22 protein-coding genes and 1 tRNA gene are annotated in these 24,048 nt (G+C 45.4%); 9 read left to right on the top strand and 14 right to left on the bottom strand.

Annotated elements, in window-relative coordinates:
* Nucleotides 1–90 precede the first annotated feature (90 nt).
* From NL643_RS06130 to NL643_RS06110, 5 genes are all read right to left on the bottom strand, one after another.
* Nucleotides 91–621 carry an MltR family transcriptional regulator gene (locus NL643_RS06130; RefSeq protein ID WP_012841150.1) on the bottom strand — a complete coding sequence of 177 codons (531 nt, stop codon included), beginning with the start codon at nt 619–621 and terminating at the stop codon, nt 91–93.
* Nucleotides 622–678: 57 nt separating this feature from the next.
* The gene (locus NL643_RS06125) at nt 679–1,827 is read right to left on the bottom strand and encodes a mannitol-1-phosphate 5-dehydrogenase (RefSeq protein ID WP_253644095.1); all 1,149 of its coding nucleotides are present in this window, start codon (nt 1,825–1,827) and stop codon (nt 679–681) included.
* 112 nt (nt 1,828–1,939) lie between these two features.
* On the bottom strand, nt 1,940–3,892 hold the full coding sequence (locus NL643_RS06120; protein WP_199803709.1) for a PTS mannitol transporter subunit IICBA: 1,953 nt from the start codon (nt 3,890–3,892) through the stop codon (nt 1,940–1,942).
* A gap of 603 nt (nt 3,893–4,495) precedes the next feature.
* Nucleotides 4,496–6,244 carry a lysophospholipid acyltransferase family protein gene (locus tag NL643_RS06115; RefSeq protein ID WP_104971242.1) on the bottom strand — a complete coding sequence of 583 codons (1,749 nt, stop codon included), beginning with the start codon at nt 6,242–6,244 and terminating at the stop codon, nt 4,496–4,498.
* A gap of 136 nt (nt 6,245–6,380) precedes the next feature.
* Nucleotides 6,381–6,647 carry a hypothetical protein gene (locus NL643_RS06110; protein WP_191907354.1) on the bottom strand — a complete coding sequence of 89 codons (267 nt, stop codon included), beginning with the start codon at nt 6,645–6,647 and terminating at the stop codon, nt 6,381–6,383.
* Nucleotides 6,648–6,810: 163 nt separating this feature from the next.
* Between NL643_RS06110 and NL643_RS06105 the strand changes: the two genes are divergently transcribed.
* Nucleotides 6,811–7,530 carry an SIMPL domain-containing protein gene (locus NL643_RS06105; protein ID WP_005392213.1) on the top strand — a complete coding sequence of 240 codons (720 nt, stop codon included), beginning with the start codon at nt 6,811–6,813 and terminating at the stop codon, nt 7,528–7,530.
* A gap of 53 nt (nt 7,531–7,583) precedes the next feature.
* On the opposite strand, the gene NL643_RS06100 is transcribed toward NL643_RS06105, so the two are convergent.
* Nucleotides 7,584–8,633, bottom strand: a complete 1,050-nt coding sequence (locus NL643_RS06100) for a DUF4382 domain-containing protein (RefSeq protein WP_253644094.1) — start codon at nt 8,631–8,633, stop codon at nt 7,584–7,586.
* Nucleotides 8,634–8,862: 229 nt separating this feature from the next.
* Here NL643_RS06100 and NL643_RS06095 point away from each other — a divergent pair, with 229 nt between their 5' ends.
* Nucleotides 8,863–9,138, top strand: coding sequence for a hypothetical protein (locus tag NL643_RS06095; protein WP_005383040.1), 276 nt, complete (start codon nt 8,863–8,865; stop codon nt 9,136–9,138).
* A 94-nt stretch (nt 9,139–9,232) separates the two neighbouring features.
* Here NL643_RS06095 and NL643_RS06090 read toward each other — a convergent pair whose 3' ends face one another.
* From NL643_RS06090 to rpsU, 6 genes are all read right to left on the bottom strand, one after another.
* Nucleotides 9,233–10,036, bottom strand: a complete 804-nt coding sequence (locus NL643_RS06090) for a MetQ/NlpA family ABC transporter substrate-binding protein (RefSeq protein ID WP_253644093.1) — start codon at nt 10,034–10,036, stop codon at nt 9,233–9,235.
* A gap of 283 nt (nt 10,037–10,319) precedes the next feature.
* A tRNA-Ile gene (locus NL643_RS06085) sits at nt 10,320–10,395 on the bottom strand.
* A gap of 155 nt (nt 10,396–10,550) precedes the next feature.
* The gene (gene rpoD, locus NL643_RS06080) at nt 10,551–12,416 is read right to left on the bottom strand and encodes an RNA polymerase sigma factor RpoD (RefSeq protein ID WP_253644092.1); all 1,866 of its coding nucleotides are present in this window, start codon (nt 12,414–12,416) and stop codon (nt 10,551–10,553) included.
* A gap of 99 nt (nt 12,417–12,515) precedes the next feature.
* Nucleotides 12,516–14,282 (bottom strand): DNA primase, encoded by a 1,767-nt coding sequence (dnaG, locus tag NL643_RS06075; protein WP_005379719.1) that lies wholly within the window; start codon nt 14,280–14,282, stop codon nt 12,516–12,518.
* Nucleotides 14,283–14,431: 149 nt separating this feature from the next.
* On the bottom strand, nt 14,432–14,875 hold the full coding sequence (locus NL643_RS06070; RefSeq protein WP_005395984.1) for a GatB/YqeY domain-containing protein: 444 nt from the start codon (nt 14,873–14,875) through the stop codon (nt 14,432–14,434).
* A gap of 27 nt (nt 14,876–14,902) precedes the next feature.
* Nucleotides 14,903–15,118: a 30S ribosomal protein S21 gene (gene rpsU, locus NL643_RS06065; RefSeq protein WP_001145625.1), complete on the bottom strand. Its 216-nt coding sequence runs from the start codon at nt 15,116–15,118 to the stop codon at nt 14,903–14,905.
* 230 nt (nt 15,119–15,348) lie between these two features.
* Between rpsU and tsaD the strand changes: the two genes are divergently transcribed.
* Together tsaD and NL643_RS06055 are read left to right on the top strand one after the other, a co-directional pair.
* Nucleotides 15,349–16,365: a tRNA (adenosine(37)-N6)-threonylcarbamoyltransferase complex transferase subunit TsaD gene (tsaD, locus tag NL643_RS06060; RefSeq protein WP_046874179.1), complete on the top strand. Its 1,017-nt coding sequence runs from the start codon at nt 15,349–15,351 to the stop codon at nt 16,363–16,365.
* 175 nt (nt 16,366–16,540) lie between these two features.
* Complete coding sequence (locus NL643_RS06055) at nt 16,541–17,356, top strand: alpha/beta fold hydrolase (protein WP_253644091.1); 816 nt, start codon at nt 16,541–16,543, stop codon at nt 17,354–17,356.
* Between the two features lie 34 nt (nt 17,357–17,390).
* Here NL643_RS06055 and plsY read toward each other — a convergent pair whose 3' ends face one another.
* Nucleotides 17,391–18,002: a glycerol-3-phosphate 1-O-acyltransferase PlsY gene (gene plsY / locus NL643_RS06050; RefSeq protein WP_005379857.1), complete on the bottom strand. Its 612-nt coding sequence runs from the start codon at nt 18,000–18,002 to the stop codon at nt 17,391–17,393.
* Between the two features lie 250 nt (nt 18,003–18,252).
* Between plsY and folB the strand changes: the two genes are divergently transcribed.
* From folB to NL643_RS06035, 3 genes are read left to right on the top strand one after another with little or no spacing between them, the layout of a single operon-like run.
* A complete protein-coding gene (gene folB / locus NL643_RS06045; RefSeq protein ID WP_005395977.1) occupies nt 18,253–18,612 on the top strand; it encodes a bifunctional dihydroneopterin aldolase/7,8-dihydroneopterin epimerase in 360 nt (119 codons plus the stop codon).
* On the top strand, nt 18,609–19,091 hold the full coding sequence (gene folK / locus NL643_RS06040) for a 2-amino-4-hydroxy-6-hydroxymethyldihydropteridine diphosphokinase (protein WP_253644090.1): 483 nt from the start codon (nt 18,609–18,611) through the stop codon (nt 19,089–19,091). The genes folB and folK overlap by 4 nt, the downstream gene beginning before the upstream one ends.
* 14 nt (nt 19,092–19,105) lie before the next feature.
* Entirely contained in the window at nt 19,106–19,909 is an 804-nt protein-coding gene (locus NL643_RS06035) for an undecaprenyl-diphosphate phosphatase (protein ID WP_006743204.1), read from the top strand.
* A gap of 228 nt (nt 19,910–20,137) precedes the next feature.
* Here the strand turns inward: NL643_RS06035 and NL643_RS06030 are convergent, their stop codons facing one another.
* Complete coding sequence (locus NL643_RS06030; protein ID WP_253644089.1) at nt 20,138–21,358, bottom strand: multifunctional CCA addition/repair protein; 1,221 nt, start codon at nt 21,356–21,358, stop codon at nt 20,138–20,140.
* Nucleotides 21,359–21,496: 138 nt separating this feature from the next.
* Between NL643_RS06030 and NL643_RS06025 the strand changes: the two genes are divergently transcribed.
* Both NL643_RS06025 and NL643_RS06020 read left to right on the top strand, forming a co-directional pair.
* Complete coding sequence (locus NL643_RS06025; RefSeq protein ID WP_253644088.1) at nt 21,497–23,113, top strand: ExeA family protein; 1,617 nt, start codon at nt 21,497–21,499, stop codon at nt 23,111–23,113.
* Entirely contained in the window at nt 23,113–23,796 is a 684-nt protein-coding gene (locus tag NL643_RS06020) for a general secretion pathway protein GspB (RefSeq protein WP_005395951.1), read from the top strand. The genes NL643_RS06025 and NL643_RS06020 overlap by 1 nt, the downstream gene beginning before the upstream one ends.
* Nucleotides 23,797–24,048: the final 252 nt, after the last annotated feature.

Below are 24,048 nucleotides of genomic sequence, written 5' to 3'. Positions count from 1 at the left end.
TGGACTGTGATGGCTTTCACGCACGTCATACAGAAAGGATACGCAAAGAAAAGAGGCTAGTAGAGAAGGCGTTCCTTGCCGGAGGTTGGGTTAAAAAGGGCTGTCTTTGCCCAGTTCGTTACAGATCTCGACAATGGCGAGCGAGAGACCTGATTTTATTATTTGTTGCTGGCGTTGAAGTTGGAGTTGATAAAACTCAAGGTCGATGTCGTCATCAGGTTCGTTGACTTCTAATTGCACCATGCCCATTTTCTTTACCAGGTGCAGCTTTTTGATTGGCTCTAGAATATTTGGATCAGTGAACTCGTAGTCGGATGCATCGCTATTGAGTCGGTTTTTAAGCTTAATGATGTCTTCAATATCATGATAAATATCGTCTGGGAGTACGCCTAAGCCAAATAGGAGTTTCAAACGAACGGAGAGATCGCCCAGCGGTCCGGAGTCTTGCAGTAGGGGACCAACAACCGATTGCACGGCGAAGTTATCTTTACGAAAGATCCTTTGTATTAGCCCGTCGATGGAATCGTTGAACACATCGACTGCTGCAATAAAAAAGCCTCGTACCGATGGCGCGCTGTTTAATCGTTCAATGATCTCGGTTTCGTTGATGTTATCTGCCATATACTGAGTAACTGTTTAAAATTATATTTATGGGGAGCAGAGCTCCCCTTGATTCGATTAAAGCTGGTGGTAAATCACTTCGATTTGAGCCACTTCAACACTGTCTTCAGCCAGGCCAGTGTACGTTGCTAGCGTTTTCTTTACGCCCACGGCTTTTAATGAGGTTTGTAATTCCACCGCTTGTGGGTCGGTGTCGTTAGTGTACTTCAAGGCAGCGGCAATGCCTTTCAAAAGTGTTTTATTTTCAGTGCTATACTCGATTGTACCGAGTAATGGCTTCACTAATCTATCATTTGCACCCAATTTACGAATTGGTTGTCGTCCAACGCGATCCACTTCATCCACTAAATATGGGTTGGCGAAGCGACCTAGAATCTTTTCGATGTAAGCGTTGTGCATATCACGGTCGAAGCCGTAACGACGAATCAACACTTCGCCACTTTCGTGCATTGCTTGTTTTACTTCGGCATGAATGCTTGGGTCTTCAATTGCTTCACGAATGGTACGGTGCCCTTTCAAACAACCTAAATAAGCGGTAATGCAGTGACCTGTGTTTAGGGTGAACAGCTTACGTTCGACAAAGGCCATTAGGTTGTTGGTTCTTTCCATGCCAGCTATGTCAGGGATATCGCCCTTAAACTGTTGCTCATCCACAATCCATTCACTAAAGCTTTCTACCGTGACTTCTAGTGGATCATCGTTGGCGGCTTCTGCTGGTGGCACGATGCGGTCTACCGCTGAATCAACAAAGCCAACCAACTCGTCTGCCTTTGTGTGCAGTGATTCATCCAAGTGTTTGTACACCTCACCTTTTAGGTGTGTGGTACCACGCACCATATTTTCACAGGCGATGATGTTAAGTGGAGCGTCATTGCCAGCTTCAAAACGTTTGGCGATGCCTTTCGCGATGGTTTTCGCGATGATATCTAATACGTTTGGACCGACCGCAGTGGTAACTAAATCGGTTTTGACGATGCGATCAATCACGTCATCACTGGCTGAGTTTACCGCTGTGACGTGGGTAACAGTGTCGATTTGGCACTCGGTGCCCACGACTTTCACTTTGTATTCTTGTTTGTGGCTGAGCTGGTCTACCAACGGCGCATCAACGTCAGCGAAAGTGACCTCGACTTCTGCGTCTGCTAAGAGTTTACCGATGAAACCACGACCGATGTTACCTGCACCAAAATGAACTGCGTTTTTCATAATTCTTACCTACCAATATCTGAAAATGTTGACTTACGAAACTAGGGTGAGGCCAACCGCATAGGGGGTGACAGCTGACCTCATTTGCCTCAGGAGCAAATTAAAGGAGTAATTAAGCCGCTTGTTGACCGCCAAGGATGTTCAGAATCTCTTCCACATCGTTGGTGCTGGTTAGCTTCTCAATTGCTTCCGGCTCATCGAGCGCGTTCGTAATGGTGGTGATCACCTGGATGTGCTCATCGTTCTTAGCGGCAATGCCGATAACCAGTTTCGCGACATCGTCGTCATCTTCAGTAAATTGGATACCCGATGGGTATTGGCAGATTACAATGCCTGTTTTCTTCACGCGGTCTTTCGCTTCTACGGTGCCATGAGGAACCGCGATAGACTCGCCAAGGTAAGTTGGAACCAACGCTTCACGCTCAAACATCGCGTCTACGTATTCTGGTTCTGCGTAGCCAAGTTCAACCAATTTGTTGCCTGCAAAGCGAATGGCTTCTTCTTTGTTGGCTGCTTTCAAACCTAGGTGAATGTTTTCACGCTGGATTTGGAACACCGACGTTTGCTGTGGCTCGAAGTTGTCGTCGTTTGCTGCCACGAGCGACACTTTTACCATTTGGTCGTCATTGGCTGCGGATTGGTTTTGTGCTGCTAGTAGTTTGGTGACTAGCTGGTTGTACATTTCGCTGTCTAGGAAGTTAGTCAATGAAATGTGGTGTGCATTTGGAGCATGCTTACGTGCACGATCTGTTAAGTCTTTATGAGTAATCACGATATCTGCACTCTCTGGTAAGCTGTTAATGGCAAGGTTGGTTACGTGGATGTTCAGACCTGCGTCTTGAACCTTTTTACGTAGCATGCTCGCGCCCATTGCACTCGAGCCCATGCCCGCATCACAAGCGACAATGATGCTTTGTACTGTCGCTAGGTCTACGTCACCTTTGCTTTGGCTATTTACCACCGCATCGTTTTTAGATGCAGATTTCATGTCTTTCATTTGTGATGTTGCTTTTTCTAGTGCTGCTTCATCACCGTCTTCCTCTGTTGACGTTTGTGTCTTCATTAGTAGTGCTGCTACGGCGAATGACACACCTGTTGCTGCTGCGATAGAGGCAAGAACGCCAACAATTGAGCCTTTCTGAGTCATCAACAAGATTGCAAAGATTGAACCTGGTGATGCTGGAGAAACGATGCCCGCGTTAAACATGGTTAGAACGAACACGCCAGTCATACCACCTGCAATAGCCGCAAGGATCAGACGTGGGTTCATTAGAATATACGGGAAGTAAATCTCGTGAATGCCACCGAAGAAATGGATGATGGATGCACCGCCAGCCGTTTGGCGAGCCGTACCTTTGCCAAACACCATGTAAGCCAGCAGGATACCCAAGCCCGGACCAGGGTTCGCTTCGATCAAGAAGAAGATCGATTGACCAGTCTCTGACGCTTGCTGAATACCCAGTGGAGAGAAGATGCCGTGGTTGATCGCGTTATTTAGGAACAGGATCTTCGCTGGCTCAACAAAAATAGAAGTCAGTGGCAGAAGGTGCGCTGAAACAAGGAAGTTTACGCCAGCTGCCAATGCGCCTGAAAGCACTTTGACAAATGGGCCGATAAGGAAGAAAGCCAGAATGGCGCACAGCATACCGATGATGCCCGCAGAGAAGTTGTTGACCAACATCTCGAAGCCGCTTTTTACTTTACCGTCGATGTAGTTATCGAATTTTTTGATTGCCCAGCCACCCATTGGGCCAACCATCATCGCGCCCATAAACATTGGGATGTCGGTACCGACAATCACACCCATGGTAGTGATTGCACCAACGACCGCGCCGCGATCGCCGCCCACTAATTTACCACCGGTGTAACCGATCAGTAGTGGCAGCAAGTAAGTGATCATAGGACCAACCATGGAAGCTAACGTCTCATTTGGTAGCCATCCGGTTGGGATAAATAGAGCAGTGATAAAGCCCCACGCGATAAACGCGCCGATGTTAGGCATTACCATGTTTGACAGAAAACGACCAAAATTTTGTATCTTGATCTTGGCATCTGGTGATATCATAACAATTCCCCGTTCGATGTTCTGATGAATATGTTGTCGTAAACGGTTCGCCAAAACCGCTTGTTTGATTGCTTAGTACCCAATCAATTTACCACACATTTTCCAATGGGAACTGACGACGGGTTTTTCGTGATCAACCCCCGCATTTCTTCGGATGAAAAGCATTTTTTAAGTGATGATGATCAATTAATTGATATGTAACTTAATAACAGAAAATGACTTTCAAATCTGTCAATAAAAATATTAGTGATCAATTCGATCTTCTGACAAATATAAAATTAAAATTCATTGTGATTAAGATCACCTTTAATTTCTTTTTCAACTCAAATTAAATACTCGAAATGTTCAATGTCACATTTTGTTTGACGTTAGGTTTGATTGAAAATGTGATCTATGACCATTTTGAGGTTTTGTGAAAGTTTATAACGTGAACGTTTGTGCGATGTTGGCGTTTTGTGGATTAAAGCTTGAGATGACTGGCCTTTTTGCGATGAGTTTAACTAAACACTTTGTTTTTAATGTCTTATGGGTAAATAACGCATCACGCTGCTCGCGTTGTGTTGTTTAGAGCGATTTTGAGCAGCGCGATACCTCCGACGACGGTTAATGGTTCAGAGCTAAATACTCGCGCGCGTTTCCACTGCCCATGTAACGTGCAAGCGTTTTCTCAGGCACATCGCGTAAATCCACCATAATCAATCCATCCAGTGCGTTGTTAAACGCCGGATCGACGTTAAAACACACCAACTTACCATTCAAACTCAAATATTGGCGCAGTAATACCGGAACGCCTTTGCCTTCGTCAATTCGAGCGATCACGCGAGATAGCAACTGTAAATCTCCCAATGCGGTTAGCATGCTGGTATTCCAGTTTAAGTTGGTTTCTGGCAGTGGGTTTGACGGAGTGACGTATTCGGCGCAGTCGTTGTCGCAGTGATGTAGGGTCATCGATTGTGCCAGCAACTGACGCGCGGTATGGCTGTAATCGTTGCTGATGCTCACTGGGCCAAACAAGTGCGTGTATTCGGGATGTTGATGGACAAAAGTCGCTATGCCTTTCCAGAGTAAGAGTAGGGCACTCATGCTTTTTTGATATTGCTCGGCAATCACAGAACGACCCATTTCAATCGACTTACCCATTTGATCGAGAAAGCGTTGGTCATAGTTGAACAATGTGCGCGAATACAATCCTTCTACGCCATATTTCGCCAATAATTGATCAACTAATCCAAGACGGTAAGCACCTACCATACATTGGTTCTCACGATCCCACACAAATAGGTGCAGGTAATCATGATCGAAATGATCGATGTCTATCGCTTGCCCGGTCCCTTCGCCAACTTGACGGAAATTATGTTCTCGCAAGCGGCCAATTTCATGCAGGAGAGATGGGATCTGCTGCGCGCTGGCGCAATATACGTCGAACTCGCCACTTTGAAGCAATTGGGTTTCTGACGGTAAGCTGTGCAGCTCTTCAAGCAATTGGCCTATGGGTAACCCTGCCGCAATAGGTAAGAGAGCATTGTCTGAGACCGTTTGCTGAGTGGCACTTACATCGCGGTTAAGCAGGTAGGTGTTAAGCCTCAGATAATTGACGATCTGATCATCATTGAGGTTATTGAGTTCTTTAAACTTGATTGCTTGCCCAAAGGACAACTCAATGGTTTTTGCGCTCTTGTTGAGCAGCTCTCTTCCTAACATCAAGGTGCGTAAAAGAGGGTGGATTTTACCTGCCATGTAGAAGCGTTTTGAGTTCTGCCCACGAATGAAGACGGGAACAGTGGCGGCTTTGTTCTTACGAATTAACGCACTGACACTGCGGCTCCATTCTTTGTCTTCTAAACGCTGTTGTTTGGCATCCACTAACTGCGACACTTCACCCGCAGGGAAAACCAATAACAAGCCGCCATTCGCAAGGTGTTTGTTGGCTGCTCTGAGGGCCTTCATATTCGATTTGACGGCGTCTTTGCCTTCGAATACGTCGACACCAATAAAAAGTTGGTCGAGCTCTGGTACGGTTTTTAGGTACTGATTCGCTAAAATTTGGATATCGTCTCGTATCATCAATAGTAGCTCGGCGAGAATCACGCCTTCAACACAACCGAGAGGGTGATTCGCCACAATGACGGTTGCGCCTTGCTTTGGCACTGCGTCGAGCGAACCATGGGCAATGCGATAGTCGATCCCCAAAATATCCAGCGTAAATCGCAAGAAAGTTTTGGTATCCGCATTCACGGGGCGTTGGGCGTAGAATTTATCGAGCTGACTTAAACCCGTTGCCCATTCTGCAACGTTTTCACCAATACCGAACGGCGTTTTACGAGGGAGACGAAAAGGGGTTGAACTATCCATATTTACCTCAGCATACAAGTGGCTGATCGGATAGTAGAAATTACAGATGACAGTTCAGAGGCAAATCCATGAGCCTTTGGTGACAAACTGGTGAAGCTTTGTTGACCAAAGGCGAGGGGATAGGGACGTATTAGCGTTACGTTTTGTCGCCAGCAAACATCAGGATACTCAGAGAGTTGAGCGTTTCACCGAGACTTTCTAGTGAGCTCAAGACCTGTTTGGTCGGCTCATTATCTAGCAGAATGCGACCATCAAAGCGTTTCCCTTCGCATTGATCTTCATCGCACATACCCGCTTGGGGGGCTTGTGTTGAGTTGTCATCCATTACTAAGTCGTCAGTACTCAAACAAGCCGTTGAGACAAATAATCCGCTCAGAACTACCAGCCATTTTATTTTCAACATAATCTTAAAAACCATAATGAAACACTGTTCAATTGTAATTTATTCTATTCACCATTTCGAACGACATGACAAAAACTTGGCTTTAGGTCGCCATTTTCTGGCCATAGTTGAGCTATGTTATCGATACGACGAATTGTTACTTTTGGCGAAATTAGGAGGATGAATGGAGAAGATTTCCAATAAAGCGTCAATATGGCTCGGGCTGTGTCTGATAATTGGTTTAGGAGTATTGGGCTTTTTTATTCAGCAAACGGCAGTCAAATACAAAGCCTATGAACGAGTGGTAACGGTGAAGGGATTGTCTGAACGAGAGTACTCTGCCGATACAGTGATCTGGCCAATTCAGTTCACCTTAGCGAGTAATGATATGGGGGCTATGTTTGATGACATCGATCAGCAAACGCGTTTGATTCTGGATTTCTTAAGTGCCAAAGGGCTCCCTGAAACGAGCGTTTCCCTTTCTTCTCCTGCTGTCATTGACCGAAAAGCACAGCAATACGGGAGTGAGCAAGATATCGAGTTTCGTTATTTAGCCTCGCGGACCGTTACGGTTTATAGTCAAAGTGTCGATGTGGTTCGAGCGGCAATTAATGAGATTGGTGAGCTAGGAAAACAAGGCGTACTGCTGAATCAGGACCCGTACGCGAACCGCATTGAGTACAGCTTTACTAAGCTAAATGATGTAAAGCCAGACATGATCGAAGAGGCGACCAAAAACGCCCGCGAAGTGGCGCAAAAGTTTGCGAAAGACTCACAGAGTTCACTGGGTAAGATCAAACGTGCCACGCAAGGGCAGTTCTCGATTTATGACCGAGATAGCAACACGCCTTACATTAAGAAAGTACGAGTGGTCTCAACCGTTCAGTATTACTTATCGGATTAAAATAATAGTCAAAAAGCCGCTCACACGATGAGCGGCTTTCGATAAGACGAGAGCTATAGGATAGGATTAATATCTTGCTCTGTATGCTCACCTTCGACCACATCAACAGGTGTGTAATGTTGATAAATCAGGAAGCCATCTTCTGATGTTTCATGGTTATCTGGTGTATCAACATACGCGCTACAGGTGTACCCAATACTGTAGGTGCCTGGGCCAATGTAACCAAACTCGTAGCTGTAGGTTGTATTACCTTCTTCGTCTTGCGATTCATTCACGTTAGCTACTGCAACTGGCGCTTGGAGTGGCTCCATCGCGCCCATATCGCCCATGGTTGAGCGATCCATCGAACCTGCGTAAAGATAGACTGAGTGAACGGCAGGAACGTCATTTATTGCATTTGATGCTGCACTGTCTGCTTCACACGCTTGATACTGAATTTCGCTGACTTCACCACCGATATGACCTGATTCTGATGCGTTTACTAAGCTTACCGCATTAGAGTTCATGTTCATGTAATCTTTGCCTGTTGGATCTGCCAGGCCTTTACGCAAATCAAACTCGACAACATAGCTATTATGACCAGTATGAACTTTTACATACTGACCTTTTTGCGAAAACTTCAAGCGACCTTGATCGCTCGTATCTGGTTTAAAACCAAAACAGCTGCCTCGGCTAGGCACAACTAAGCCTTTGATGTTGCCGTCTGTCTTCTCTACGTATGACAGCGTTGTATCGTTTAATTGTTTGCCGTCTTTAGCGTACACACACATAGCATAATCACCAGGAGCGATGTCTTGCTCGCTAATGATCGTTTTAGCGTTACTTCCCTGATATTCCATTAGATCAACTTGGTGTAGTGCTCCATTGTCACTAACATCTAACAGAATATGTTCTCCAGTTTGTTCGCCAGTTTCTGGGGCAAATGGTACAAGGACAACATCTTTAAACGCTAAGACGACTTTGTTGGCATCGTCGACAGGCGCATCGGAAACGCTGAGAGAAAAAGTGGCTGCTTCTGTATCGGATGAAGAGTCGTCGCTACCACAGCCCGTCAATAAAAGACCGCCTGAGATGGCAAGTAAAGGGTAGGTATATTTTTTCATTATGACCTCTTGTTTACACTGCTGATAAATGTAAAAGGCTAGTCTCAAAGTCGAGAAATGATGTCATTGTATTGTGATAGAGAGGTCAATCTTCAATGGCGCTATATACAAGTCCTTTTTTATAAAACTAAGTTCTTAACTGTGATGAGGGGAGTTTGATGATAGTCAAGCTGGCTTCGTTCTTATGAGCGTAAGTTAGTATGACTTATTGCTAGAAGGAATTAGTATCATGGCATACAAGCACTTTATTAGAGAACTACTGGGTTTAGCGATTGTTGTCTCTGTCGTCTTTGGCGTATTAGGCGTGATGTTAGAGCTCTTTGCACTGACGGCACTTTGGGAGCATCAGCAAACGATAGCCGATGTTTTCTTCCATGAATCTCTCTACTTCATCGTATTTTTAATTCCACCATATTTCCTCTGGAAGTTGATTAACCGTCCTGAATTGGTTTCTGCTGACCAAGCTTATTTGGCAATGAAGTTAGAGGCTGAAAGTCGACAATGAGTCGATTTAGTGAGTAATGAAAAGAAGAGGCTATGAGAAAACATTAGCCTCTTTTCTATCTGATTCGTGGGCAAAGTATTCGTTGCTTTATTGATTAAAAAGCTGCTTCTATTGTGCCTTTGAACGTACGATCGAGATAATCACGAATTGCTTGAGATTGGTAAATAGAAACGAATTTTTTATACGCTTCATTATTTTTGTCTGCGTCACGAGTAGCGATGACCATGACGGCCAGCGGTGCGTCTTTTGCTTCAAGATAGATACTTTGTTTCTTCGGGTCTAAACCAGAAGACATTACGTAGTTCATTGTGATCGCAGCCGCGTCTACATCATCCAATGTTCGTGGTAACTGGGCGGCATCTACCTCGACAAATTCAAACGACTTTGCGTTTTTTGTAATATCAGTTAGGGCGGATTTGTGGCCAACACCTTGTTTAAGCTCAATTAAACCTGCATCGGCGAGTAGCAATAGACCACGACCACCATTAGTTGGATCGTTTGGAATTGCTATGCGTGCATTGTTTGGAAGCTCTTGTAATGAGCGATACTTGTTAGAATAAAGCCCCATGCGCATCAGAATGGATTGACCAATCGACACTAATTGGGCGTCATGACTATTGTTGAAGTTGTCTAAAAATGGTTGGTGCTGATAGCTGTTAATGTCGATGCTACCATCACTAAGCGCGGCATTGGGTGTCACGTAATCAGAAAACTCGATGACTTCTACATTCAAGCCTTGCTTCGCTGCTTCCTTCGCTACTGCTTCAACTACTTGAGCATGAGGCCCTACGGTTGCTCCCACTTTTATGATAGAGCCATCTTTTTCTCCACAAGCACTTAAGCCAACTACTGCCGTGAGAACCAAAGCTAGTTTCTTTAGGTGACGAATACTTTTCATTGTAACTCCATTTTTGTTTTAGACGTCCATACGTTTACATGTCCATCCTATCAGAAGTCGAAAAAGGGTCAATGGTTTAAATAGCGAGCAGACATTTTGTTTCTACGACTATATAGAAAGCTTGGTAATAAGCGAAAAGAAAGAGGGGGTAGAACCGAGGAAGGTAATAAGTTTGAAGTTGTTGATGAGATGAGCAACGAATTACTACACCCACAACTGTACCCAAAGTCAGCAGACACAAAAAAGGCGTAGTAGGTACTAACCTGCTACGCCTTTCGAAATTTGGTGGCCCCTCCCAGACTTGAACTGGGGACCAATCGATTATGAGTCGACTGCTCTAACCACTGAGCTAAGGGGCCTTAATAGGACAACGATTATAGGGGAAGCGTTGCAAGGTGTCTAGATACCAACTGGGGCAATTGCGCTTAGTTTTTATCCACTTAGCACAGTAGATAATAAAAAAGGTGACCTAAAGTCACCTTTTTTTGATTTCTAAAGCTTATATGCGCTGCGTTTATTCGTCTAGGAAGCTGCGCAGAGTCTCTGAGCGGCTTGGGTGACGAAGTTTACGTAGTGCTTTTGCTTCGATCTGACGGATACGCTCACGAGTAACGTCGAACTGCTTACCAACTTCTTCTAGAGTATGGTCAGTGTTCATGTCGATACCAAAGCGCATACGAAGTACTTTCGCTTCACGTGGTGTTAGACCTGCAAGCACGTCTTTTGTTGCCACTTTAAGACTAGTTGCAGTTGCAGAATCTAGCGGCAGTTCTAGCGTTGTATCTTCGATAAAATCACCTAGATGCGAATCTTCGTCGTCACCGATTGGTGTCTCCATTGAGATAGGCTCTTTAGCGATTTTCAGAACTTTGCGAATCTTGTCTTCTGGCATCTGCATGCGCTCAGCCAGTTCTTCCGGTAGTGGCTCACGACCCATCTCTTGCAGCATTTGACGAGAGATACGGTTTAGCTTGTTGATCGTTTCGATCATGTGTACCGGGATACGAATCGTACGTGCTTGGTCCGCGATTGAACGAGTGATTGCCTGACGGATCCACCAGGTTGCGTAAGTCGAGAACTTGTAACCACGACGGTATTCGAACTTATCTACCGCTTTCATCAGACCGATGTTACCTTCCTGGATAAGATCCAAGAACTGTAGGCCACGGTTGGTGTATTTCTTCGCGATAGAAATTACAAGACGCAAGTTCGCTTCAACCATCTCTTTCTTCGCACGGCGAGCTTTTGCTTCACCGATAGACATACGACGGCTGATGTCTTTAATGTTCTGTACGTTTAGAGAAGTCTCTTCTTCAATCATTTTTAGCTTAGCGATTGAACGACGGATTTCTTCTTCGTTACGTTTGATCTTTTCAGCGTATGGCTTGTCTGAAGCAAGAACTTCATCCAACCAAGCTTCACTTGATTCATTACCAGTGAACAGCGCGATGAATGATTTCTTCGGCATTTTGCCGTATTCAACCACAGACTTCATGATCAGGCGTTCTTGAGTACGAACGCGATCCATAGCAGTACGCAGTTCATTCACTAGGTGATCAAACTGTTTAGGCGTTAGACGAAACTCGCGGAATACGTCTAGCATCATTTCATTAGCAACGGTTGCTTTCGGGCTGTTATAGCCGTACTCGTTGATTGCTAATTGAAGATTTTGATAGGTGCTGCGTAGTTGGTTGAATTTCTCTAGCGCTAATTCTGGATCGATACCTACATCTTCTTCAGAATCATCTGAATCGTCATCGCTATCTTCGTCGTCATCAACGTCTTCATCGTCTTCTTCTTCTTCTAACTGAGATTCAGTCAGTTCAGAACCGATGTGTGTTGCTGTTGGGGCAGCGGTGTCGTCAGCATCTGGGTCTACAAAACCTGAAATAAGGTCAGTAAGACGCAGTTCTTCAGCTTGAACTTTGTCAAATTGCTCAAGAATGTACGGAATCGTACCTGGGTATTCAGCAACAGACGATTGAACTTGGTTAATACCTTCTTCAATACGTTTTGCGATGTCGATTTCGCCTTCGCGAGTTAGAAGTTCGACAGTACCCATCTCACGCATGTACATACGTACTGGGTCTGTTGTACGACCAATCTCACTCTCTACGCTAGACAGTGCAGCGGCTGCAGCTTCGGCTGCATCTTCATCGGTAATATTTGTGTCATCGTTCAGTGCTAAATCATCAGCATCAGGAGCAGTTTCTACTACCTTAATGCCCATGTCGTTGATCATCTGAATGATGTCTTCTACCTGTTCTGAATCTACGATTTCAGCAGGTAGGTGGTCATTTACTTCGGCGTAGGTCAGATAGCCTTGTTCCTTGCCTTTAATAACAAGTGACTTTAGCTGTGACTGCGGATTGTGATCCATAGACGGTATCCAACTTCGTAATCTGGTGAAGGAATCAGTATGCGAAATGCAAACCACTTACTATAACAAATTAAATCGTTGCTGACTAATTAAACAGGGTTACGCTTTTAAATCTAGCATAAGTGCTAGCAGCTCCCTTTTCTCTTCGGCTGATAAACCGACACTTCTTGCTTTGGCCTGCAGGTTTTCAATTTGTTTTTCTACGCACTGGGCAATAATTTTATCCAGTGAGTCTAAAAATATTTCTTCTTGGTTGTCCTCATCGAGTGGAATGTCCCAACTCGCGAGACGAGACAGAAGGGTCTCATTTTGGCTGTTTCGCCAATGCTCTAATAATTGGCCTGTGTTGATATGGGGATGCGCTTGGCATTTATCAAGTACATCAACAAATAAACTTAGACCAGGAATGGGTAAATCTCTAACGCTAGTTAGATCTGGCACCATACTTACGTATTGTGGGTTTTGAATCAGTAACGCGATCACTTCTCGCATCGGCGTTCGCTTGATTTCTTTATGAGGTTGAGGCCTTTTATCCTCTTTACCTTGTTTTGAAATTAGCTGCTGTAGTTGGCGTTCATCAACCAAACCCAAACGGCGGCCAAGCAGTTCTCTCAAGTATAGTCTTAAAGTGCCGCCAGGGACTTTGTCGATGAGAGGAACAGCAAGGGTACTCAGTTTTGCCATGCCTTCTTTCGTGCTCATATCGACTTGCTGAGTCAATGAGCTGAACATGAATTCAGACAAGGGCATCGCATTAGACACTTGTTGTTCAAATGCTTGTTTTCCGTTTTGTCGGATATAAGAGTCGGGATCTTCTCCATCCGGCAAAAACATGAATTTTAACTGGCGACCATCAGTTAGGTAAGGCAATGCATTTTCCATGGCACGCCACGCGGCTTCACGACCTGCGCGGTCACCGTCGTAACAACATACGACAGTGCTTGTTTGCCTGAATAATACTTGCAAGTGATCGCCCGTTGTAGAGGTACCCAATGAGGCAACGGAATAATCTACGCCATATTGAGCAAGCGCGACAACATCCATATAGCCTTCAACCACTAAAATTTGTGGTGGCTCACGGTACGCTTGTAGTACTTCATAAAGGCCATACAATTCTTTACCTTTATGAAATATCGGGGTTTCGGGTGAGTTGAGATATTTCGGTGTCCCATCACCTAATACTCGACCACCAAAGCCTATTACTCGGCCGCGTCTGTCTCGAATAGGAAACATCACTCGACCACGGAATCGGTCGTAGCGGTTGCCTTTATCGTTTTCAATCAACATGCCGCCTGTGACGAGCATGTCTTGGTTTTCTTTATTCTGGCCAAAGTTCTTACGAACTAAATCCCATTCATCAGCCACATAGCCGATGCCAAACTTCTGGACGATTTCACCAGACAGGCCGCGATCTTTTAGATACTCAATCGCCACTTTACTTGCTGGCTGCTTGAGTTGGTTACGATAAAATTGAGCAATGCTGCCCATTAAGTCGTATAGATTACGTTTTTCACTGCTGCTTGCTTGTGGGCCTGACTGGAACGAACCATTACCGCCGCTACGTTGTTCGCGAGGAACATCTAAGCCCAAGTATGAAGCGAGTTCTTCAATGGCTTCGACGAATTCTAGCCGGTCGAATTCCATCAAAAAGTCGATGGCATTTCCGTGCGCACCACAACCAAAACAATGGTAGAACTGTTTTTCTTGACTGACGCTGAATGACGGCGTCTTTTCGTTGTGGAACGGGCAGCATGCGCCGTAGTTTTTGCCTTTTTTCTTAAGTTTCACACGTGCGTCGATGATATCGACAATATCAAGTCGAGCTAGAAGGTCATCGATAAAACTGCGAGGGATGTGTCCAGCCATAAAACCTAACAAAAAAAGAAGATGATGAGTGGAGTGAATGCTTTAAAAGAATAAGCGTGTTGCTCACTTATTTCATTCCATTCATCCAGATACAAACAAGCCGTGCGTTCCAAAGGATAGCACGGCTTGCTGCAATTGGGTGGGGTATCTTAAGCCAGTTTAGCGCGAACTAAACCGCTTACTTTACCCATATCTGCGCGCCCTTGAATTTGCGGTTTCAGAACGCCCATTACTTTGCCCATGTCTTGCATGCCAGCTGCGCCAGATTCAGCAATCGCGTTCTCGATAAGAGCCGCTACTTCTTCGTCTGTCAGTGGTTGAGGCATAAAGTCCTCAAGAACGGTAATTTCTGCTTGTTCCGCATCAGCAAGATCTTGACGACCCGCTGCTTCATACTGCGCTACAGAGTCGCGACGTTGTTTAACCATTTTGGTCAATACCGCAAGAATGTCGTCATCGTTCAGAGTGATCTGCTCGTCAACTTCACGTTGCTTGATTGCTGATAGGGCTAAACGAATAGTACCAAGGCGCAATTTGTCCTTGGCTTTCATCGCTAATTTTTGCTCTTCTTTGAGTTGATCAATCAGAGCCATAACTAAATTCCTTTTGGAGCTCAGTTATTAGTACAGGCGAACGCGACGAGCGTTTTCGCGAGCTAGCTTCTTAGCGTGACGCTTTTGAGCTGCTGCTTTAGCGCGTTTGCGAACTGTAGTTGGTTTTTCGTAGTGCTCACGACGACGCACTTCAGAAAGGATACCTGCTTTTTCGCAAGAGCGCTTGAAACGACGTAGAGCAACGTCGAACGGTTCGTTTTCACGTACTTTAACTACTGGCATATGCCTTTCACCTCAGGGGTTATTCGTTAACGCTGGCATTCAACAGACCAAATCACAATTGTTTGGTCTCTTACCAGCTTGATCAAAAATGGTGCGGAATTTTAATCCGATCACAACTACTTTGTAAAGCCTTTTGTCGATTATTGTCTGTACAAAATTTGTTTGCAGCACCAAGGCGAGGTAATATGACGCCCAAATTTCCTCTATACAGAAAGCATACTGAGAAAACCATGCGCATTATCGGTATTGAAACCTCTTGTGACGAGACTGGCATCGCGATTTATGATGATGAAAAAGGTCTGCTGTCACACAAGCTTTACAGCCAAGTAAAACTGCACGCAGATTACGGTGGTGTGGTGCCTGAGTTGGCTTCACGTGACCATGTAAAGAAAACCATTCCTCTTATTAAAGAGGCACTAAAAGAAGCGAACTTAACTTCGAAAGACATTGATGGTGTCGCGTACACCGCGGGGCCGGGTCTCGTTGGTGCACTATTAGTGGGCGCTACTATTGGTCGCAGTATTGCTTATGCTTGGGGAGTGCCAGCGGTACCTGTTCATCATATGGAAGGTCACCTGTTGGCTCCAATGCTGGAAGATAACCCACCGCCATTCCCGTTTGTGGCAGTGTTGGTGTCGGGTGGTCACTCGATGATGGTTGAAGTGAGAGGCATCGGTGAGTACAAAATTTTGGGTGAGTCGATTGATGATGCGGCGGGCGAAGCGTTTGATAAAACAGCGAAGCTAATGGGGTTGGATTACCCAGGCGGCCCGCTGTTGTCTAAACTGGCAGAAAAAGGCACGCCGGGTCGCTTTAAGTTCCCGCGCCCAATGACTGATCGCCCTGGCTTGGATATGAGTTTCTCTGGCCTGAAAACCTTTACAGCAAATACGATTGCTGCGAATGGCGATGACGAGCAAACTCGCGCAGACATCGCTCTGGCATTTGAAGAAGCCGTGTGTGCAACATTGGCGATTAAATGTAAACGCGCGCTTGAGCAAACAGGTATGAAGCGTATTGTTATTGCTGGTGGTGTGAGTGCTAACCGTCGTTTACGTGCAGAGTTAGAGAAGCTAGCGAAGAAAGTTGGCGGCGAGGTTTACTACCCACGAACTGAGTTCTGTACGGATAATGGTGCGATGATCGCTTACGCTGGTATGCAGCGTTTGAAGAATGGTGAAGTGGCCGATATGTCGGTAGAGGCTCGCCCACGTTGGCCGATTGACCAACTGACGCCAGTCGCTTAATCAAACTTATGCGGTAGGTTTGAAATAGATTCACTACGATAAAGGTCTCTGCTCATCAGAGGCCTTTATTTTTAGCTATTCAATGAAAAGCTTCGTTTACATTCTGACTGATGCGAGCAGTTCGGTATCGTTTCAGTGATAGGATGATGCGGAAGAATAAGAAATGGATATAACAATGAACAAGTTTGAAATTGAAGGTCAGCAACTTGCTTACCTTGATAAAGGTGATGGTCCAGTATTACTGTTTGGTCACAGTTATTTGTGGGATAGCCAAATGTGGGCGCCACAAATTGAAGCTTTAAGCCAGTCATATCGTTGTATTGTGCCAGATTTGTGGGCACATGGTGAGTCAGAAGCGGCCCCTGCATCGACACAGTCATTGGTTGATTATGCACAACATATGTTGGCGTTGATGGATCATTTGGACATTGAAGAGTTTTCGGTGGTGGGCTTATCTGTTGGCGGCATGTGGGGAGCGGAACTGACGGCTCAAGCACCGCAACGTGTGAAATCACTGGTATTGATGGATACCTTCATTGGTTGGGAGCCAGAAGTTACGTATAAAAAGTACTTTGCAATGCTTGATACCATCAGCCAAGTCCAAGCGGTGCCTGCGCCAATTATTGAAGCTGTCGTGCCATTGTTTTTTGCTAATAACGCTGAGCAGGTGAATCCTGAGTTGGTCGCTGCATTCAAACGCAGTTTAGAAAGCCTGAGTGGTGAGCGTGCGGTTGAAGTGGCTCGCATTGGTCGCATGGTGTTTGGTCGCCGTGATGTGATTGAAGATTCGGAAAAATTCGCTCTGCCGACGTTAATTGCGGTGGGCTGTGAAGATAAGCCTCGCCCGGTTTTCGAATCGTATTTAATGAAAGACTGTATCACGGGCAGTGAGTTGGTAGAAATTCCGCAAGCGGGACACATCAGTTGTTTAGAACAGCCGGAGTTCGTCAACCAAATGTTGTTGAACTTCCTGAATCGAGTTCATGCATAACCAATGCATCCCTCTTTAAACGAAAAACTCGGCATTAAGCCGAGTTTTTTTGTGTCAGTTTCTTCTCGCCGATTTTTGGCTCGTCGCCAGACAAAAGCCGACGAATATTTTGATGATGCTTAAATACGATTAAGCAACACAGCATAGCAACAGGTAACGTGTATTGCGGTTTAAACATCCAAGTATAAAACGGAGTGACCAAAACCGTGACGAGAGCCGCTAAGGATGAATAGCGGAATAGCGCGGCTACTGACAGCCAAGTTAACATCACTAATCCTGTTAAGTCCAAACCAATTGGAGCGATAGCGCCAAGCGCGGTTGCGACACCTTTTCCGCCTTTAAAGTGGAAAAAGATAGGGTACATGTGGCCAAGACAGGCAGCAATGGCGATGACGCCAAGAATGATAGGGTCGATACCAAGAAAGTATCCGCCCCACACGGGGATGGTGCCTTTGAGCATATCGCACAACAAGACTGAAACAGCGGCTCCTCGTCCGCCAATACGCAATACGTTCGTTGCTCCAGGGTTGTTGGAGCCTACACTGCGTGGATCTGGCAGTTTTAAGAGTCGACAGATCAAAACCGCACTGGAAACCGAACCCAGTAAATAGGCGGCCATTGTCATTATCAGTGCCAGTGCGTCCATAGAAGTCCTTGATGGATTGGAATTTAATGCTCGGTTCCCGCGTAGTTGCTATCATACCTCGAATTCACATAATGCAGAAATCCTCACTGTGATAGAGCTTGCATTATGTGATTTCTTGTATATAAAGATGCTTTCGCAGTTTATACCTAAGTAACATTGTGATGACCCAAGTAAATGTTACTTAGGTATAGAATACTACGATCAAATTACCCCTCACGGGTATCCGACCTCTGTAATAGAAGGACATAAGATGGCTCTGGATAAAGTTTTTATTGAACAATTAGAAGTAATCACCACGATTGGCGTGTACGACTGGGAACAACAAATTAAACAAAAGTTGGTTCTGGATATCGAAATGGCGCACGACAACAAGCCTGCGGGTAAAAGCGATGATGTGCAAGATGCGTTGGATTATTCACAAGTGAGTGAGGCGGTACTGAGCCATATTGAAAATGGTCGTTTTCTGTTGGTTGAACGTGTAGCCGAAGAAGTGGCAGAGCTTATCATGCAGCGTTTCTCTGTGCCTTGGGTGAAAATCCGTTTAGCAAAACCTGGTGCCGTGCCACAAGCTCGCGCTGTTGGTGTCGTGATTGAGCGAGGTCAAGCATGATCACCACCTATATCGGTGTTGGTACGAATGTAGAAAGAGAGCAACATGCGCTCGCTGCGTATCAGGAGCTGCTACAGCTTGGAGAAAGTCTCCTCGTATCGCCGGTATATGAATGTGAACCTATTGGCTTTAGCAGCCAGAACTTCTACAACTTTGTCGTTGCAATGCGTACCGAGTTGTCATTAGAAGAGTTGAGTCATCAGCTACGTGAGATTGAATTTAAGTGGGGACGCGAAGAAAATGCGCAAAAGTATCAGGATCGAACACTGGATCTCGATATAGTGTTGTTCGGTGAATGCGTCTCCAAGAAAAAACCTGAGCTACCTCGCAGTGATATCTACAAATATCCTTTTGTCACAAAGCCTCTGTATGATCTCGAACCTCAATTAGTGATCCCAGGCGATGGACGCACAGTCGCAGATATTTGGCATGCAATGCAGCCAGTCGATTCACTCAAACCTGTTTCTTTTCATTTTTAATTTGAGTTGTTTACATGAGTTATTTTGAAGCCTTTATTCTGGCTCTGATTCAGGGTCTGACAGAGTTTTTGCCTATTTCGAGCTCTGCCCATTTGATCCTGCCCTCCGCCATTTTGGGATGGGAAGACCAAGGTCTAGCTTTTGATGTTGCTGTTCACGTCGGTACATTAATGGCGGTAGTGATCTATTTTCGCCATGAAGTGATCACTCTGTTCCAGGCATTATTTGCTTCGATCTTTAAAGGAGATCGGAGTAAAGAAGCAAAACTTGCTTGGATGATCGTGATCGCCACGATTCCAGCTTGTGTGTTTGGCTTGTTGATGAAAGACATCATTGAAGTGTATCTACGTAGCGCTTATGTCATCGCGACCACAACGATCGTATTTGGTTTGTTGCTTTGGTGGGTAGACAAAAACGCTAAGTTGGTTGCGGATGAATACCAAACGGGTTGGAAGAAAGCCGTGTTTATCGGTATTGCCCAAGCCTTAGCGATGATTCCTGGAACGTCGCGTTCAGGGGCGACCATTACGGCTGCACTTTACCTTGGTTTTACTCGAGAAGCGGCTGCGCGCTTTTCATTTTTAATGTCGATCCCGATCATTACATTAGCAGGTAGCTACTTAGGCATGAAGCTAGTGACCAGTGGTGAACCTGTCCATATTGGTTTCTTGCTGACTGGTATCATCACATCGTTTATCAGTGCGTACATCTGTATCCACTTCTTCTTAAAGATGATTTCACGTATGGGCATGACACCGTTTGTGATTTACCGTCTGATTCTAGGTTTCGGCTTGTTTGCGTTCTTGCTTAGCGCCTGATAACGCGACGGATTGGCAGCTTGCTTAACCGCAAGCTGCATACCTAAACCACAACGTCATTCTGAACAGCGACGAAGGAGCGAGATTCAGAATCTTCTCTCCGAGTTTCTTGTGGCGTTGGCCATTTCTAAAACTTCCCTGCGTGCTGATATTAGATTCCTAGTCTCGCTAAGGCTCGCTGGAATGACCTGGCATGAATACAATTCGGTTAATTAATCTGAGCTCAGATCACTTATTCAAAGCGACTCTTACCGCTTCAATCCGTCTCTTTTCTTGTTCATCACGTATTGCCGGGCCTTTAAATCCATCCTTAATGATGCTCTGAACATCTACGGCGGCTGCGGCTTGATAAGCGTGGGTAAAAATCTCAGCTTGAGGATAAGGCTTCTCTTCCAACCCTTTTCGACCTGCATGGTCAGCCTGACAACATATTAAAATATCTTCTAAGCGCTCAGCTTTGCGCCACACATCGAATTTGTTGAGTATTTTTATGATGGTTTGCGGCTTTAACTCGGCCGCGCGATGGACATTGGAGTGCTGTTCGCACACCATCAAGGCTAAATCACGAAACTCATTCGGTACCCGGACACGTTCGCACAGCTTTTTGATCAGTTTTAATCCTGTATGACAATGCATTTTGTGGCTTGGCCATTCGCTCTCTGGTGTTACCCCTTTGCCTAAGTCATGCACTTGAGCGGCAAATCTGACGGGGAGTGAGTCACTCAGTCTTGCAGCTTGCTCTGCCACCATCAAAGTATGGATGCCCGTATCGATTTCTGGATGCCATTTTTCTGGTTGAGGTACGCCAAATAGTGCATCAATTTCAGGTAAAACAACGGCCAATGCACCACAATCTCTTAGAACCGATAAGAAAATATCAGGGCGAGGAGTGGAAAGGGATTTATGCCATTCTTGCCAAACACGCTCGGGAGTCAGTGTGCTCAGCTCTCCAGATTCTGCCATGTGGCGCATTAACTGCATGGTTTCGTCGGCAACCGTAAAGTCTAGATCAGCCAGCTTGGCAGCAAAGCGAGCGACACGTAAAACGCGTAGAGGATCTTCGATAAAGGCGTCTGAGACATGGCGTAGCAGTTTATCGTTGAGATCTTTCTGGCCGCCGTAAGGATCATGGAGCTTACCTGCATCATCCATTGCCATTGCATTAATGGTTAAATCACGACGAATTAAATCTTCTTCTAAGGTGACACTTTGATCAAAGAAACACTCAAAGCCAGTGTAACCAGAGCCTGATTTTCTTTCTGTTCGCGCAAGTGCATGTTCTTCTTTGCTTTTTGGGTGCAAAAATACAGGAAAGTCTTTACCAACGGCGGTGTACCCTTGGGACAGCATCGTCTCGGGAGTCGCACCTACGACCACCCAGTCGTTGTCATAACTATCAATTCCGAGCAATTTATCTCGAACTGCGCCACCTACTAAATAAACTTGCACGAATTACCTCTTAATTTATTGATATGCCGTTGGACATTGTAGCAAGCAATGGTACTTTTCTTTACTCCCGAGAGTAGATGCAGCTATGTTTATATTATATCTGACTATTCCCTGGTGGTTTTTTAGCTGGAGAGCCTAATGTATAAGGACTTTTTTGGGTTTGTAGAACAACCATTTTCGATTGTTCCAAACTCGCGTTATTTGTATTTAAGCCAACGTCACAAAGAGGCAATCACACATCTCCAAGCCGGGCTAGGCGATGGCGGTGGTTTTGCTATGCTTACTGGCGAAGTGGGTACAGGCAAAACGACCGTCGCAAAAGCGATGCTGGCGAATTTAGGTGATAACACCAAAGCGGGTCTGATCCTAAATCCCACGTTTTCGAGTCGAGACTTGCTCGAAGCTATTTGCGATGAATTCAAAATTACTTACCCGCCAGATGCAAACCTCAAACAGCTAAACCAAGTGATTCACAAATACTTGCTGCGTAATTATCGTTCAGGCTGGCAGACATTGCTGGTCATTGATGAGGCTCAACACCTTGCTGCCGACGTTTTAGAGCAGTTACGTTTGTTGACCAATTTGGAAACCGATACCAGAAAACTGCTCAAAGTGTTGTTGGTCGGACAGCCTGAATTACAGCGGTTATTACAAACGACGCAACTACGCCAGCTCGCTCAGCGCATTACTGGGCGTTATCACTTGTTGCCGTTGGATGAAAAAGAGACAGAAGATTACATCGCGTTTCGATTACATACGGCAGGTGGTGACCAGCAACTGTTTAATCGTGCTTCTTGTAAACTCATTGCCAAATACAGTCACGGCATCCCGCGCTTGATTAATCTTATCTGTGATAAATCTCTCAACATCAGTTATCACCAAGGTAATGTGGTTGTGGATAAGCAAACCGTTCAGCAGGCTTGTGAAGAGGTGATGCAGTTTCAGGCAGATATTTATCAGCAAGATAAAAAAGAGCGCCGTACTTTCCGTTGGCCTGCTTGGGGCTCAGTCACGGTGGGTCTTATTGCGGCATTAGGTACGGGGTGGGCGGTCGTGAATTATATGCCAGCTCAAGCAACGTCAGTGTTGGCGCAAGTGACCGCACCAAGAGAGGAGCCAACGCCAATAGTCGTCAACCAACAATTGACAGATGATCAGCGTGACTTATTGTTAGCACAAAAACAGTCGAATCTCGCTGTGAATGATTTGTATCGTTTGTGGGGTTATCAAGCATCGGTTCGCGACAATCTTTGTTTATCAGAGCCCCAATCGACCATGCGTTGTGAGCGTAAAATGGCGACCTGGCCGCTGCTGATGCAACAAAATCGTCCTGTAATTTTGGAGTTGAATTATCAAGGTGATGTTGGGTATGTCATTTTGTACGCCGTCGGCAATGACAAAGTCGAAGTGCTCAATGGTAAGCAGCGTCTGCGTCTGCCTATTTCGTGGCTAAAGCCGATGTGGCAAGGCAATATCATTGAACTGTGGCAAGCACCGTTGAAAGAGACATTACGTTTAGACATGGAAGGTCCTGCGATCGAAGTATTAGACCGATTATTAGCAGAAGCGGTAAGTGAGCCACTGCTTGAAACGTCTATTTTTGATGGTGCGATGAAAGAGCGCGTTGAGTTATTCCAACGTTGGCAAGGTATCGGGGTCGACGGCATTGCAGGTAAGCGAACGCTAGATCGTCTTCAACAAAACGTGCAGCCAGATGCGCCTCAACTGGCACTAATCGAGAAGGAGGACGCATAATGTCAGCCATGAAACATATTGGTTTGTTCTTGTTGCCGATCACCGTTGCTGCAATCGGAGTTGCTTGGTATTTAGATCTCCTTACGCCTCATGCTGAAGCTAGTACTTCCGCCCCTAAGGCTAAGATGGAAGCGGAACAACCGTTCAAAGCATTGGACTATCCTGAAACTACTCAGTTGGCGCAATTGCCGAGAGAGTGGCCAAGTGCAGAGCTGTCTCGTGATTTTGGTACGTTTGCAACATCTGATGAATACGTGAGTAATACAGCAAACAAAGACGAGATAGAAACATCTGTATCAACTCAAGGCACTTCAGTAGTTGAAGAGGACCTAGGTTTGTCTCTGGATGATCTTGACTTGTCCTCATTATCTCCTGATTTGGCGCGAAAGGTCGAAAATGCGTTATCCCGAGATGATGCGCCTTCACCACAAACGGTGCGCGTGAACGATTTAGAGCGCAACGCTCACCAATGGCAAGGGCGTTTACCTGCGCTCAATTTGCAAACTCACATGTACGCCAGTGATGAAAATCGCCGTTGGGTGAAAATTAACAATGTTGAATATCATCAAGGAGACGTTGTTGATGGGCAGGTCACATTAAGAGAAATACAACCGCAAGCGGTGATTGTCGAGTTCCAAGGTGAGCAAATTCGTATCCCAGCGTTGTATGAGTGGAAAGGGTAGCCGTTTTTTATAGTAAATCATCAAGCCAGCGAGGTTATGTCGCTGGCTTTTTTGTTTCTCATAAGGTCTTTTTTATCTATTTGAGTGATGATTTTTAGGGACTCACACAAGCTAAATATAGCTTTTCTCAGTCGTTTAAATTACATCAATATCAGTCATGTATTAGTAGAATAACTCCAGTCAGCGTTGTGTAAAAAAACGCCATATTGACGAACTTCGTCATCACGACCTGGTCCACGTTAGACCCCATGA

The organism is Vibrio sp. Y42_MX_L11 (assembly GCF_024181785.1).
GTDB classification, from domain to species: Bacteria; Pseudomonadota; Gammaproteobacteria; order Enterobacterales; family Vibrionaceae; genus Vibrio; species Vibrio diabolicus.
The sequence above is the reverse complement of the archived record's forward strand: the minus strand, read 5'-3'. Positions and strand labels throughout refer to the sequence as shown.

Coding starts and splice junctions, on each gene's coding strand:
- rpoD (WP_253644092.1), bottom strand. CDS start 12,416: ATGGATCACAATCCGCAGTCACAGCTAAAGTCACTTGTTATTAAAGGC.
- folK (WP_253644090.1), top strand. CDS start 18,609: ATGATCACCACCTATATCGGTGTTGGTACGAATGTAGAAAGAGAGCAA.
- NL643_RS06105 (WP_005392213.1), top strand. CDS start 6,811: ATGGAGAAGATTTCCAATAAAGCGTCAATATGGCTCGGGCTGTGTCTG.
- NL643_RS06025 (WP_253644088.1), top strand. CDS start 21,497: ATGTATAAGGACTTTTTTGGGTTTGTAGAACAACCATTTTCGATTGTT.
- NL643_RS06120 (WP_199803709.1), bottom strand. CDS start 3,892: ATGATATCACCAGATGCCAAGATCAAGATACAAAATTTTGGTCGTTTT.
- NL643_RS06130 (WP_012841150.1), bottom strand. CDS start 621: ATGGCAGATAACATCAACGAAACCGAGATCATTGAACGATTAAACAGC.
- NL643_RS06125 (WP_253644095.1), bottom strand. CDS start 1,827: ATGAAAAACGCAGTTCATTTTGGTGCAGGTAACATCGGTCGTGGTTTC.
- NL643_RS06100 (WP_253644094.1), bottom strand. CDS start 8,633: ATGAAAAAATATACCTACCCTTTACTTGCCATCTCAGGCGGTCTTTTA.
- NL643_RS06035 (WP_006743204.1), top strand. CDS start 19,106: ATGAGTTATTTTGAAGCCTTTATTCTGGCTCTGATTCAGGGTCTGACA.
- dnaG (WP_005379719.1), bottom strand. CDS start 14,282: ATGGCTGGACACATCCCTCGCAGTTTTATCGATGACCTTCTAGCTCGA.
- NL643_RS06095 (WP_005383040.1), top strand. CDS start 8,863: ATGGCATACAAGCACTTTATTAGAGAACTACTGGGTTTAGCGATTGTT.
- NL643_RS06110 (WP_191907354.1), bottom strand. CDS start 6,647: ATGTTGAAAATAAAATGGCTGGTAGTTCTGAGCGGATTATTTGTCTCA.
- NL643_RS06020 (WP_005395951.1), top strand. CDS start 23,113: ATGTCAGCCATGAAACATATTGGTTTGTTCTTGTTGCCGATCACCGTT.
- folB (WP_005395977.1), top strand. CDS start 18,253: ATGGCTCTGGATAAAGTTTTTATTGAACAATTAGAAGTAATCACCACG.
- NL643_RS06115 (WP_104971242.1), bottom strand. CDS start 6,244: ATGGATAGTTCAACCCCTTTTCGTCTCCCTCGTAAAACGCCGTTCGGT.
- NL643_RS06055 (WP_253644091.1), top strand. CDS start 16,541: ATGAACAAGTTTGAAATTGAAGGTCAGCAACTTGCTTACCTTGATAAA.
- NL643_RS06090 (WP_253644093.1), bottom strand. CDS start 10,036: ATGAAAAGTATTCGTCACCTAAAGAAACTAGCTTTGGTTCTCACGGCA.
- tsaD (WP_046874179.1), top strand. CDS start 15,349: ATGCGCATTATCGGTATTGAAACCTCTTGTGACGAGACTGGCATCGCG.
- rpsU (WP_001145625.1), bottom strand. CDS start 15,118: ATGCCAGTAGTTAAAGTACGTGAAAACGAACCGTTCGACGTTGCTCTA.
- NL643_RS06070 (WP_005395984.1), bottom strand. CDS start 14,875: ATGGCTCTGATTGATCAACTCAAAGAAGAGCAAAAATTAGCGATGAAA.
- plsY (WP_005379857.1), bottom strand. CDS start 18,002: ATGGACGCACTGGCACTGATAATGACAATGGCCGCCTATTTACTGGGT.